This is a genomic window from Oricola thermophila (assembly GCF_013358405.1).
Taxonomy (GTDB): Bacteria; Pseudomonadota; Alphaproteobacteria; order Rhizobiales; family Rhizobiaceae; genus Oricola; species Oricola thermophila.
The window spans coordinates 1,749,360-1,762,255 of the sequence record NZ_CP054836.1 but is presented as its reverse complement, the minus strand read 5'-3'; the positions used below and the strand labels follow the sequence as shown (position 1 = coordinate 1,762,255).

The following is a 12,896-nucleotide window of genomic DNA, read 5'->3' as shown; positions in this document are numbered from 1 at the left end:
CGGAATGTCCGCCCGGACGACCATCCGTCGCACATGGGCTGCCCGTGCACGGGGCTTTTCGGCGTTGCCGGCCCGGCTTGCGGGCCGTGCCTGCTGTCCGGCCGGTCAGGCCTCCGCGGCATAAGCCTCCAGCGGGGGACAGGTGCATACCAGGTTTCGGTCGCCGTAGACATTGTCGACGCGTGCGACCGGCGGCCAGTATTTCGAGGCCGCGGTCTCTCCGCCGGGCATTCCCGCCTGCCTGCGCGAATAGGGGTGTGCCCAGTCGTCCGCCATCACGTCGTCGGCCGTGTGCGGCGCGTTGACCAGCGGGTTGTCGTCGGCCGGCCATTCGCCTTTCTCCACCTTCGCCGCCTCGTCGGCTATGGCGATCATGGCGTCGCAGAAGCGGTCCAGTTCGGACTTCGGCTCCGATTCCGTTGGCTCCACCATGAGTGTTCCCGCCACCGGCCATGACATGGTCGGTGCGTGGAAGCCGTAGTCGATCAGCCGCTTTGCGACGTCGTCGACGGAGATGCCGGCGCTGGTCTTCAGGACGCGGGTGTCAAGAATGCACTCGTGCGCCACGCGGTTCTTTTTTCCCTTGTAGAGAACGGGGTAGCGCGTTTCGAGCCGTGCCGCGATGTAGTTGGCCGAAAGGATCGCCATTTCCGTGGCGCGCTTGAGGCCCGAGGCACCCATCATCCGGATGTACATCCAGGTAATGGGCAGGATCGAGGCGCTGCCGAATGCCGCCGCCGCAACCGCGTTGTCCGTACCTTCCGAGACATGCCCTGGCAGGAAGGGTGCGAGGTGTGATTTGACGCCGATCGGCCCGACTCCGGGGCCACCGCCGCCATGCGGAATGCAGAAGGTCTTGTGCAGGTTCATGTGGCAGACATCGGCGCCGAAGTCGCCGAGCCGTGCCAGGCCGACCAGCGCGTTGAGATTTGCGCCGTCGAGATAGACCTGGCCGCCATTGGCGTGCACGATCTCGCAGATTTCGCGGATTCCTTCCTCGAAAACGCCATGCGTCGAGGGATAGGTGATCATCAGGCCGGCCAGCCTGTCGGCGTTGGCCTCCGCCTTTTCCTTCAGGTCCGCAATGTCGACATCCCCTGTCTCCGTGCATTTCACCACCACCACGTCGAGGCCGGCGACATGGGCCGAAGCGGGGTTGGTTCCGTGCGCGGAGGATGGGATCAGGCAAACCGTTCGGTCGCTGTCGCCGCGTGACTCGTGGTAGCGCCGGATCGCGAGCAGGCCGGCATATTCGCCCTGGCTGCCGGCATTGGGCTGGAGCGACACGGCATCGAGCCCCGTGATCTCTGCAAGCCAGTTCTCGAGATCGGCGAACATGGCGTGATATCCCTCCGCGTGCGATTTCGGCGCGAGCGGATGGATGTTGGCGACCTCGTTCCAGCTGACCGGCGCCATCTCGGCGGCGGCATTGAGCTTCATGGTGCAGGAACCGAGCGGGATCATTGCCCGGTCGAGCGCGAGATCCTTGTCGGCAAGCCGGCGCAGGAAACGCATCATCTCGGTTTCCGAGCGGTTCTCGCGGAACACTGACTGGGTCAGGAAACGGGCGCCGTCGCGCCCGCCGGGCAGGGCTGTCCCGGCGGTGTCGGGCGCCTTTGCATCGAACAGCGCGGCCAAGGCGTTCAGGTCGGCTTCGCTGGACGTCTCGTCGAATGCGACGGAAACGGTGTCGGCATCGATCACCCGGATCAGCCGTCCGCCTTCCTCCGCTTTCGCGGCGATGTCGCTGGCCTTGCCCGGTACCGTGACGGTCACCGTGTCGAAAAAGTGCACGCTTTTCACGCCGACGGCGGCGGCGAAGCGTGCTGCAAGTTTATGCACGCGCTCCGCGATGGCGCGCAGGCCTTCCGGCCCGTGCCAGATCGCGTAGGCCGCGGCCATGTTGGCAAGCAGCGCCTGCGCGGTACAAATGTTCGAGGTCGCCTTGTCGCGGCGGATGTGCTGTTCGCGTGTTTGCAGCGCGAGCCGGTAGGCCGGGCGCCCTTTCGCGTCGATGGACTCGCCTACGAGACGCCCCGGCATGGTGCGGGTCAGCGCGTCGGAGACAGCCATGTAGCCGGCATGGGGTCCGCCATAGCCGAGCGGAACGCCATAGCGTTGCATCGAGCCGACGGCAATGTCCGCGCCCCAGGACGCCGGCGGTTCAAGCAGCGCGAGCGCCAGCGGATCCGCGACGGCGACGACCAGGGCGCCCTTGTCCTTCGCGTCCGCTATGGTGGCCTTGTGATCGCCGAATACGCCCCTCGTGTCGGGCCAGGAAACGATGAGTGCCGCCGTGTCGTCGTCGATTGCGTCGGCGATGGTGACGCCGAGCGCGTGGCAGCGGGTGCGGACAACGTCAAGCGTTTGCGGATGTGGCTCGCCGGCAAAGACGATCTTGCGCCGCTTGTCACGATGATGGCGCAGCGCGACGCCCATCGCCTCGGCGACGGCCGTTGCCTCGTCGAGCAGCGAGGCGGACGCGACCGGAAGGCCCGTCAGTTCCGAGACAAGTGTCTGGAAATGGAAGAGGAGTTCGAGGCGTCCCTGGCTGATTTCCGGCTGGTAGGGCGTGTAGGCCGTGTACCAGGCGGGGTTCTCGAACAGGTTGCGCTGGATGACCGGCGGCACATGACAGCCGTGATAGCCTTGGCCGATGAAACTCTTCATCACCGTGTTGCGCGCCATCATGGCGCGCAACTCGGATAGCGCCTCCTGCTCGCTCGCCGGTTCCGGCAGGTCAAGCGGTCGGTCGAGCCTGATCGATGCCGGAACTGTTTCGGCAATCAGCGTTTCCACCGAAGGCACGCCGATGGTTGTCAGCATGGCACGGATATCGGCTTGCGACAGGCCGACATGGCGGCGGTCGAAGGGATGCACGGCGCTCATTGGAGTTCCTCAGGCGATTGTCTTCTTGTACGCATCGGCGTCGAGTAGGCCTTCGAGCTGGCTCTCGTCGGCGACGCTCATTGTCCACAACCATCCGTCGCCTTCCGGCGCCGAATTGACCAGGCCGGGTTCGCTGGAAAGCGCCTCGTTGGCCGATTTCACCTCTCCGTCGATGGGGGCGAACACATCCGATGCGGCCTTGACGGATTCCACGACTACCACCGTGTCGCCCTTTGACACCGACGTGTCGGGGGAGGGCAGGTCGACGAAGACGAGGTCGCCGAGCTGTTCCTGGGCGTAGTCGGTGATCCCGACCGTTGCGATGCCGTTCTCGACGCGAATCCACTCGTGGTCCTCGGTGTAATAGGTCTTGCTCACGGCAGTCATCCTTTCTGGCTGCGTTTGACGATGAAGGGGAGTTTTGCGACGCGCACGGGGATCTGCCGGCCGCGAACCTCGGCGAAGAGCTGGGTTTCGGGCGCGGCAAGTTCGGCCCGGACATAGCCCATGGCGACCGGGTGCTCGACGCTCGGGCCGAAGCCGCCCGAGGTGACGCGCCCGGCCGGCTTGCCGCCGGCATCTGTCAGTGTCGTGCCGCCGCGGACCGGCTGTCGTCCATCCGGCCGCAGGCCGACGCGTTTCTCGGCGGGGCCGGACGCGATCATGTCCGCAAGGCTTTTCGCGCCGACATATGGTCCGCCGTCCCGCAGCGGCTTTGGAATCGCCCAGAGCAGGCCGGCGCTGACCGGGTCCGTCTGCTCGTCGAGATCGTTGCCGTAGAGGCAGAGTCCGGCCTCGAGTCTCAGGCTGTCTCGCGCCGCAAGGCCGATCCATTCCACGCGCTCGTCGCGCATCAGGCTATCCGCGAAGGCTTCCGCTTGGTCGGCGGGCAGGGCGATTTCGAAGCCGTCCTCGCCGGTGTAACCCGATCGCGTGACGAACCAGCCGGGCCGCGGCTCGAAACCGCTCATGAAGGTCAGCTTCGTCGCGTCGAGCCCGGTCTCTTCCATCACGGCTGCTGCATCCGGTCCCTGCAGGGCCAGGAATACCCGCTTCAGGGGCGTGACGGAGACATTCATGCTCTCTGCCAGGCGCCGGATATGCGCCTCGTCGATTGCTGCCCGCGCCGCGTTGGCGACGATCATGAACCGCTCCGCGGCCAGCCGGGTGACGATCAGGTCGTCGATGATCCCGGCATTCTCGTTCAGCAGAAAGGTATACTTGCTCGCACCGGTCGCAAGTTTCTCTGCCTCCACCGGGCAGCAGGTCGCGACCAGCAGGGCGGCATCTGCGCCGGTCACCTCGATCAGCTGCATGTGCGAGATGTCGAACAAGCCGGCATGGTCACGGGTGTGGAGATGTTCCTTCAGTACCCCGAGCGGGTAGGAGACCGGCATCTCCCAGCCGGCGAACGGCGCGAATTTTGCGCCGGCGCGCTGGTGCATCGCCTTCAGCGGCAATTGTTCGAGGGGATGGTCGTCGGTCATTGGCACCCTTTCCGTCAGACAGCACAGGCCCGCCGTTCGCACGGCAGGATGTGCCCCTCTGTCGGAAGCCTGAGAGACTCGCATTCCCGGAACCCTGTCGGGAACACTTACACCTTCGGCGCGGGGCTATGCCCCGACTTTCCAGAGTGCCTTGACCTGTCAGCGGTTCCTTTTGCCTGAGAGATTTCGGGCGATTTCCCCTTCGGCGGCCTTTCGGCTCTCTCCCGCTGACAGACCGGGCCGAAGCCCGTGAGCGCGCCGAACTTAGCGCGCAATATTGTTCCTGTCACCCCGCTTGTGCGGTTTGCCGGGGGATTGTCGTGCCCGTCGTGCACGCAGACGGCCCGGGCACGGAGAAAGCAACGCCGGAGGGAAAGACGAAAGCCGCCTATTCCGCAGCCAGCAACTGCGTGACCGGCGAGTCGGCGTCCTGCCGATCCTGCGCGGTGAAATTCTCCAGTGCCATGACGCACTGGTCGAGATCGTTCGTCGCCAGGTGGGCATATCGCAGGGTCATCTGGATGGTCTGGTGTCCGAGAAATGACTGCACGCGTCTCAGGTCGATACCCGCCTGGACGAGCCTCGACGCGCAGGTGTGCCGCAGGATGTGCGGAACGATTTGCTTGTCCTTTTCCAGTCCGACCTTCTTCTTGACTGCGTTCCAGTCGTAGAGGAAGCGTGGATATTCCACGTCGGCGAACGGTCCGACCGGCTTCATCTGCGAGAACACCGCGTCGCTTGCGCGCGCGGTCATCGGAATGGTCCTGCTTCGGCCCGACTTGGTGATCCAGAACGTGGCCCGGTCCCGCGTGACGTCGCCCCATTTCAGACCGAGCGCCTCGCCGACGCGAGCGCCCGTGTCCACCAGGAACACGCAGAGCCGGTAGTGGTCCTCGTTGCGCTCGCGCATCGCCTCGAAGAAGCGGCTTTCCTCATCGAGGGTGAAGAAGCGGATCCTGCCGTTCTTTTCGGGTAGTCTGACGTAGCTGGGAAGTCTTTTTACCATGCCGGCACGCTCGGCTTTTTTCAGCAGTTTATACAGTGCCGAGAGCTTGCGGTTGATCGTCGCGTTCCGGTTGTTCTTCTTCCGGAATTCCGAGATCAGGACATCCACCAGGTGATCATCAAATTCACTGAGTCCCTTCAGGATCATGATTTCATGAATTTCCAGAAGGAAGGCGATGCACGAAATCCTGTGCTTTCCGGGTTCCCACAAGGCGTCGGAAAACCGGTCAACAAGCTCTTTCAAGGTTACGCTTTGTTCAGCCATGATTGGTGCACCAGAAGGTGCATTCTCCTAAATCAGGACTGACCCACTGCAACTCCTATGAAATTCGCCCCCAACTTTCAGTGTGTCAGATGAGTCGATATCCTTGCGTCACGTCTCTCGAAACAATGAGGCCCGACGGTTTCCCGCCGGGCCCCGAATTTTCGCTTAACCGGTCATCCGATCAGAACGAACGGGTGAAGCGCAGGCGTGCGTTCCAGCCGGACGTGTCGACGGCGTCGGCCGTCGAGGTGTCCTCGAGCCAGCGCAGGCGCAGCTCGGTGTTCAGGCCGGAAACGATGTCGTAGGAAGCGACAGCGCCGATGCCCCAGTCGTCGTCGGTAGCACCGCCCTCGTTGATGGCATACTGAGCGCCAAGACCGAGCGACAGCTTTTCGGTGGCGTCGAAGGAGACGTCCGCACCGAGCACCCAGTCGTAAGCGGTCATGTAGCGGCTGCCGTTGACGCCGCTGGTTTCACCCGAATACTGGACACCGAAGCCCACAGCGGCAGCGCCCATGTCGTAGGCGGCCGTTGCCTTGAAGCCCCAGTCGCTGACTTCGCCCGTGGCACCGTCGTCCTCGTAAACCGCGCCGAGGGTAAGAGCAAGATCACCGATCGAGCCGGAAACGACACCCAGGATCGCCGGGGTCCAGTCGGCAGAGCCGTCGTCTTCCAGGGCCAGCGAGATGCTGAAGCCGCCGGCATTGGCGGTGTAGCCAACCATGCCGGTCATCGGGCCGCCATTGTTCCAGATATCAGCCGGGCCGCCGAAGCCGTAGTCCCAGAACGAGTTCTTGTAACCCATGGTCACGCCGGCGAGGGTGAAGTAGGCCTTGTCGATATTGACAAAGCTGTCGCCGAGCGGACGCGCGTCTTCGCCTACGCCGCCATCAGCCTCGAGGCGGATCTGCGAGTAGAGCGGGCCGTATTCGGTGTCGTTCCAGGCTTCGAACAGCAGGTTGACGTCGTATTCCTTGTCCCAGCCGTCCTGGTCGCCGTAGCCGTCACCGCCGGCGAAGTCCATCTGGTAGCGGACGAAGCCGGAGATCTTCAGGCAGGTTTCGGTGCCCGGGATGTAGAAGTAGCCGGTGCCGGCGGCGTCGCAGACGCGAACGTATTCCACCATTTCCGGTTCCGGGATGATCACGGCGTCGGCAGCGCGAGCGCCGGAGACAGCGACGAGAGCCGCTGCGGAGCCGAGAAGAAGGCTCTTGATTTTCATGGTCTGACCTCCAGTCATAATCGAAAATCGAGCCTTCTTCGCCGCAGCGCCTGGCATGCCTGCTGGCCGGAAGCCGGGAAAAACCAGCAGCGGAGGCGCGCGGCAGGACTGCCCTCAAGCTATTGATAAGAAACAGGGAAGTCTGCCGGTTCGGCGATGGTGCGGACCGCGTCAGCGCATGGTTGCCTGCGGATCTGCGCGATACGGCGCTGGCGCCGCTCTCGAGGAATCGGAGATGACATTGCGAGGCCGGTTGCCGCCTGCACCGGCCCGCTGCCGGCGACTGGACGCCGGATTCGATTCGAGTCGAAGGGCACGGAATCACGATCGTGGCGACCGGAATCGCCATCTTCTAGCCCGTTCCGCCCGCCCCCAGGGGCGGCTTGCCGGCTTCGGGAGGGGCTCTTTTCTCGCGTCTTTCCGGGCCAGACGGGCCCGAATTCCTAAGAAGGAATAAAGATTTCCCGCCTCCCGGCCTCAAAACGTGTCTTTTCTGCAACAGCGATGAGCGAACGCGGGTGGAGGGGCCTTCCATGGCGCTGTTCGCGGTTGCGTGCGTCGACGCGTTGGGTATTTATCGACTCGAGAGATGGGCGCTGCTGTGTGCATCTTTCTCAATGGGGATGGGACAGTTCGCTGTCCTTCAGCATAAAAGCCCAGACCCGCATTTAACTTTTGACTGGAGGTCAGACCATGAAAATCAAGAGCCTTCTTCTCGGCTCCGCAGCGGCTCTCGTCGCTGTCTCCGGCGCTCGCGCTGCCGACGCCGTGATCATCCCGGAACCGGAAATGGTGGAATACGTTCGCGTCTGCGACGCCGCCGGCACCGGCTACTTCTACATCCCGGGCACCGAAACCTGCCTGAAGATCTCCGGCTTCGTCCGCTACCAGATGGACTTCGCCGGCGGTGACGGCTACGGCGACCAGGACGGCTGGGACAAGGAATACGACGTCAACCTGCTGTTCGAAGCCTGGAACGACACCGAATACGGCCCGCTCTACTCGCAGATCCGCCTCGAGGCTGATGGCGGCGTAGGCGAAGACGCGCGTCCGCTCGGCGACAGCTTTGTCAATATCGACAAGGCCTACTTCACCCTCGCCGGCGTGACCATGGGTTACAAGAACTCGTTCTACGACAACGGCTTCGGCGGCCCGGCTGATATCTGGAACAACACCGGCACCCACACCGGCATGGTGGCTTACACGGCCAGCGCCGGCGGCTTCGACATCTCGCTGGCCTTGGAAGACGACGGCTCCGTCAACTGGACCCCGTCCGTGGTTGGCGTGGTTGACGGTTCCTTCGGTGACCTTGGCATCCTGCTTGCCGCCGTTTACGACGACACCGCTGGTGCCGCTGCTGACGGCGACTGGGGCTTCCAGGCCATTGCCACCTACGACCTTGGCGCTGCTGCCATCGGCCTAGGTGCCGAATACTCGGCTGCTCCGGGCACTGGCCGCTACATGGCGTCCTATGACTGGGTGCTCGGTGCGGACGTCTCCTTCGACGCCACCGAAAAGCTGTCGCTCGGTCTCGGCACTCAGTATGCCATCAACGAGCTTGGTGGTTCCGACGACGACTGGGGCATCGGCGCTGTCGCTTCCTACGACATCGTTTCCGGCCTGAACACCGAGCTGCGCCTGCGCTGGCTCGAGGACACCTCGACACTCGACCTCGTCGACACGTCCGGCTGGGACGCACGCCTGCGCTTCACCCGCTCGTTCTGATCTCCTGGCAACAGCCAGTTGATGGAAACCCGGCAGGAAACTGCCGGGTTTTTTCTTGCCTCCGCGCCGCGGGGCCGTTTCGTGTGACTTTTTCTTATCTGTCTGCTGGCGGTCGGCACGGGCCTTTCCCGCCTCGGGCCGATCGCTGACAGTGTTTCCTTTGCAGATGGCCTTCCCTCCGGGTGCATTTGCCGCTTCTTGATTTGTACATGCTGTTGCGCGATCCTCTCCCCGGGCAGAATGCGGAGAGGCAATATAGCCATGTGCGAATGGCAACGCTGGATTGTTCCGGGCTGCGTGACGACGCTGGTTCTGGCCTGTCTCGTCGCATTGACGCACGCCCTGTAGATTTGGTGGTCCCGGGATGGGGCCTTGGTGTTCGGAACGAGGAGATCGAGAATGCTTTCCGTCGCGTCGCAAATCTGGATCTGGCTCCTGATCGCATTCGCGGTCGGGCTTTTCGTCGGCTGGCGCTCGGCCACGCCGGCGCCGCGCAACGATTGACACACTACGTCCGGAAACCGGGGGATACCGATGTTCTTGTTCCTGTTGCAAGCCGTCATTCTGCTCGCCATTGCATTCATTCTGGGTGCCGTCGTCGGATGTCTTGTGCGCACCCGATTCAATGAGCGGCCGGAATCTCCGGTCGCGGATGCCAGATCTGCGCCCGCCGCGACGCCCGAACCTGCCCGCGCCGTTGCTGCGACGGAGACCGGGGGTGAAGAGACCTCGGCTCCTAAGCAGGACGCGAAGAAGGAGGTGAAGAAGAAGCCGGCACGAAAGGCCGCCGCCAAAGCCGGTTCCGGGGCGAAGAAGGGAGCCGCCGCGCCGGATGACCTGAAGCGAATAAAGGGGGTCGGCAGGCAGATAGAGGCGAAGCTCCATGCTGCCGGGATCACGCGCTACGAGCAGATTGCGAGCTGGACGAAAAAGGATGTCGCCGAGTGGGGCGAGAAGTTGTCCTTCGCCGGCCGTATCGAGCGTGATGACTGGGTTGCCCAGGCAAAGCGCCTTGCTGCCGGCGAAACCACGGAGTTCGCGGATCGTGTCGCGAAAGGCAAGGTGGCGTCCAGCGCGTCCCGTCCGAAACGGGGTGGTGGCAAGTCAGGGGGCTGAGCGTCAGCGCCGCCGTGTCTTCAGAAAGTCCTCGACCAGTTCCGGTATGCCCGCGGTGTGTACGAGCGGCGCATGTCCCTGTCCCGCGATCGTGACGTGACGCAGGTCCGGGTGGCGTTTCGCCATTTTCTGCACCGTATCGTGCCGCAACAGGTTCGAGTGTTCGCCGCGCAGGACAAGGACGGGCAGGGAGGACAGCCCCATGAACTGGGGCCAGAGTGTCGGCAGCCGGTCGCGCAGGTCTATGGACGTGAGTGTCCGAACCAGCGCGGGATCGTGATCGGGAACGATCTTTCCCTTGACTTCACGGTACTTGGCGCGGGTTTCTGATGCCCAGTCCTGGTCCGTGAGGGCCGGAAAGTGCTTCGCCATCGTCGCCTTTTGCAGCGCAATGGCCTCGTCCCAGTTGCTCGGCTTCGGGGCGCGGGAGAGGACCGCGCGGATTTGCGTCAGGCCGTCGCCTTCGATGACCGGCCCTATGTCGTTGAGAACCACCGCCCGCATGATCCCCGGGCGCATGGCTGCCAGCGTCATCGCTATCAGGCCGCCGCGCGATGTTCCGACGATGGCCGCATGGGTGATGCCGAGAGCGGCCATGCCCGCAAGCAGGTCTTCGGTCTCCGTCACGACATTGTAGTTCTTCCAGTTCCTGTCCCATTCCGAAAGGCCTCGCCCGCGATAGTCGAAACAGACCACCCGTCGTCTGGGTTTCGCCCTCGTCACGAAATGCTCGGCGAATCCGGCGAAGTCGCGGGCATTGCGGCTAAGTCCGGGCAGGCATACCAGCGGCAACGCGTCGGATATGCCGCGCCCGTGGTCGACGGCGTGAAGGCGCAGTCCGTCGGGCGCGGAAAAGAAGACGCTTTCGCCGAGTTCGCTCATTGGGTGCCGCGATTCTGCCTGGTATGTATTGACGTTGCGTCCGCTATAGAATCCGGCGGGTAAACAGGCAATTACGGCGTTCGGTCCCGTGCTCCGAACCGCAGGTCGTGCCCGATGTCGGGATGTTCGCCGAGCCGGGCCTTGTAGACTTGGAGGTTTTCCATCACGCGCTGCACGTAGCTGCGCGTTTCACCGAAGGGGATCTGTTCCACCCAGTCGACAACGTCCTCGAGCGGCTTGCCGCGCGGGTCGCCGAAACGTTCTATCCATTCCAGCGCCCGGCTCGGTCCGGCATTGTAGGCGACGAATGTGAGGATGAAGGAGCCGTCGAAACGCTCCAGCTGCTTTCTAAGATATGCGGTTCCGAGCCTCGCATTGTAGGCACCGTCCGATACGAGGCGGGCGGGCTCGTATTTGATGCCCGCCTGCCGCGCGACCTCCCGGGCGGTGCCCGGCAGCAATTGCATCAGCCCCAGCGCATTCGCACGCGAGCGCGCGGTGACGTTGAATTCGCTTTCCTGGCGGGCGATCGCGTAGGCGAGTGGACGTTCTTCGGGAGCGATCCCGGGCGTCGGGGGAATGGCGCCGATCGGATGCGTCAGTGCGCCCGTCTCCACGCCGCGCCATTCCGCGGCCTTGGCGATGCGAAGCGCAATATGGCGGTCTTCGTTGCGTTCCCAGTGGGCAACGATATGCGTGATTTCCTCGGTGTTATCGAGTGTCCTTCCCAGTGCCAGCGCGAACTGCCGGGCGCGTTCTGTCTGGCCGATTTCCTCGAGCCGGTGCATGGCGGCGATCGCGCGGTTCTCCCGAACCCGTTGCGTGTCGTCCTGCGTGATCGACGGGCGCCTGAGCCCGTCCAGAGGCATGTCGAGCCGGTGACGCGCCAGTTGCCCGTAATAGGTTATCGGGTAACCGGCTGCGCGTCGGAAATGGCTTTCCGCTTCTGCCGATCCCATGGCCTCGTGCGCCCGTCCGAGCCAGTAGGCGCCGCGGGCGCGGGAAATCCCGCCCTTGGCGATCTTCTCGATCTGCGCGAAGTGCCCAGCCGCCTTTTTTGCATCCTTGAGGCCCCGCAAGGCATACCATCCGGCGTGAAACGCCGCTTCCACCCGGGTCGCATCCGATCCTCCGCGCTGCATGGCGGCGATTTTGTATGCCGTTTCGGCATCGCCGCGTTCGAACGCGTCGCGCGAGACGATCCGCCTCTCGACCCACCATGCGTCCGGGTCGACCAGTTCGGCTTCGTCGACGGGCGATTCCAGGAGTAGCTTTGCCGCCTCGTCGTCGCGTTCCATCCTGCGAAGCCATTTGATCCGCGCGAACAGGTGATGGGGCGTTTCCTTGAATGCGTCGGGTGCCTTCTCGAGCAACTTCGGCGCATCGGCTCTCTTCCGGATTGCAGCCGACCACGGGGCCAGGAATTCTTCCATGCCGGCGCGATCTGCAATCCGCTGGGCAGAGCGGATCCGGTCGCGATACATCATCGCCAGGAAGCGTCTGCCGTGGTCTTCCTTCTTCAGGACCCGGGAAAACTCGGCGAGAACGGCCAGTTCTGTCGTGCCGGTCAGCGGTTCGTCATGCCACCAGGGGGCGAGTATCTCGCGTGCCTTTTCGTCCTGTCCCAGGTGATGCAGGGCGCGCGCCAGCGATACGGCGCCGGTGAAGGTCGCCGGCAGGCGGTCGCCATAGGCGGCGACCAGTTCCGACGGCTCCGGCATTTCCCGCGCCAGCGCGGCTTCATGATTGGCGCGAAGCCGGGCCATGTCGGGCCAGCCTTCCAGGCGCGCCATCGCTTTCTCGATTTCCTCCGCATCGGCTATGCCGTTGCCGGTGCGGGCGGCCGCCCAGGCCAGGATGTCGTAGTCGAGCGAGCCTTCCGGCAGTGCGCTTCGCAGTCGTCGCAGGGTCTCTGCATCGCCTTCGTCGAGCGCGGCCAGCGCCCGTTCGAGCGTCTCCGACCGTCCTGTAGGCGGCGCGATCTCCGGAAGCTGCCCCTCGTCAGGTGGTCGAACGCGGTCGGGGGACTGGTTGCGCAGCTCGGTTTGCGGATGTTCCGAAATTTCCGGACTTTCGTCGCCAATGCCTGTCGAAACGTTCGGGAACAATATTAGGAGGGCGGCTATACTCGCTCCGACAATCCCTAGCAGGCGGGTGATTAACATGAATGCTCCGCGACGATACGCCTCAAAACGTATTCAGCCAAAGAATGGCGGGTTTGTGGTGAATGGACAATGAATGATGGTGATTCCGCCACCGTCACGGCGCTTGCGGCGGGGAAACGGCGCGACTATGGTGCGCCGAA

The 12,896-nt window shown here is 63.7% G+C and carries 9 protein-coding genes and 1 riboswitch; of the genes, 2 read left to right on the top strand and 7 right to left on the bottom strand.

What is annotated here, in order from left to right; all coding sequences use genetic code 11:
• Positions 1-105: 105 nt before the first annotated feature.
• From gcvP to HTY61_RS08535, 5 genes are all read right to left on the bottom strand, one after another.
• Positions 106-2,889: an aminomethyl-transferring glycine dehydrogenase gene (gene gcvP / locus HTY61_RS08555; protein WP_175276392.1), complete on the bottom strand. Its 2,784-nt coding sequence runs from the start codon at positions 2,887-2,889 to the stop codon at positions 106-108.
• A 9-nt stretch (positions 2,890-2,898) separates the two neighbouring features.
• The gene (gene gcvH, locus HTY61_RS08550) at positions 2,899-3,267 is read right to left on the bottom strand and encodes a glycine cleavage system protein GcvH (RefSeq protein ID WP_175276391.1); all 369 of its coding nucleotides are present in this window, start codon (positions 3,265-3,267) and stop codon (positions 2,899-2,901) included.
• A gap of 5 nt (positions 3,268-3,272) precedes the next feature.
• A complete protein-coding gene (gcvT, locus tag HTY61_RS08545; RefSeq protein ID WP_175276390.1) occupies positions 3,273-4,376 on the bottom strand; it encodes a glycine cleavage system aminomethyltransferase GcvT in 1,104 nt (367 codons plus the stop codon).
• A gap of 153 nt (positions 4,377-4,529) precedes the next feature.
• A riboswitch (glycine riboswitch) is annotated at positions 4,530-4,613 on the bottom strand.
• Between the two features lie 151 nt (positions 4,614-4,764).
• Entirely contained in the window at positions 4,765-5,646 is an 882-nt protein-coding gene (locus tag HTY61_RS08540) for a tyrosine-type recombinase/integrase (protein WP_246272972.1), read from the bottom strand.
• 181 nt (positions 5,647-5,827) lie between these two features.
• Positions 5,828-6,868, bottom strand: coding sequence for a porin (locus HTY61_RS08535; RefSeq protein WP_175276389.1), 1,041 nt, complete (start codon positions 6,866-6,868; stop codon positions 5,828-5,830).
• A 693-nt stretch (positions 6,869-7,561) separates the two neighbouring features.
• On the opposite strand from HTY61_RS08535, the gene HTY61_RS08530 reads away from it, so the two are divergent.
• Positions 7,562-8,593 carry a porin gene (locus HTY61_RS08530; protein WP_175276388.1) on the top strand — a complete coding sequence of 344 codons (1,032 nt, stop codon included), beginning with the start codon at positions 7,562-7,564 and terminating at the stop codon, positions 8,591-8,593.
• A 540-nt stretch (positions 8,594-9,133) separates the two neighbouring features.
• Positions 9,134-9,709 carry an NADH-quinone oxidoreductase subunit E gene (locus HTY61_RS08525; protein WP_175276387.1) on the top strand — a complete coding sequence of 192 codons (576 nt, stop codon included), beginning with the start codon at positions 9,134-9,136 and terminating at the stop codon, positions 9,707-9,709.
• 3 nt (positions 9,710-9,712) lie between these two features.
• Here HTY61_RS08525 and HTY61_RS08520 read toward each other — a convergent pair whose 3' ends face one another.
• Together HTY61_RS08520 and HTY61_RS08515 are read right to left on the bottom strand one after the other, a co-directional pair.
• Positions 9,713-10,591 carry an alpha/beta fold hydrolase gene (locus HTY61_RS08520; RefSeq protein ID WP_175276386.1) on the bottom strand — a complete coding sequence of 293 codons (879 nt, stop codon included), beginning with the start codon at positions 10,589-10,591 and terminating at the stop codon, positions 9,713-9,715.
• A gap of 71 nt (positions 10,592-10,662) precedes the next feature.
• The gene (locus HTY61_RS08515; RefSeq protein ID WP_175276385.1) at positions 10,663-12,756 is read right to left on the bottom strand and encodes a lytic transglycosylase domain-containing protein; all 2,094 of its coding nucleotides are present in this window, start codon (positions 12,754-12,756) and stop codon (positions 10,663-10,665) included.
• Between the last annotated feature and the right edge of the window lie 140 nt (positions 12,757-12,896).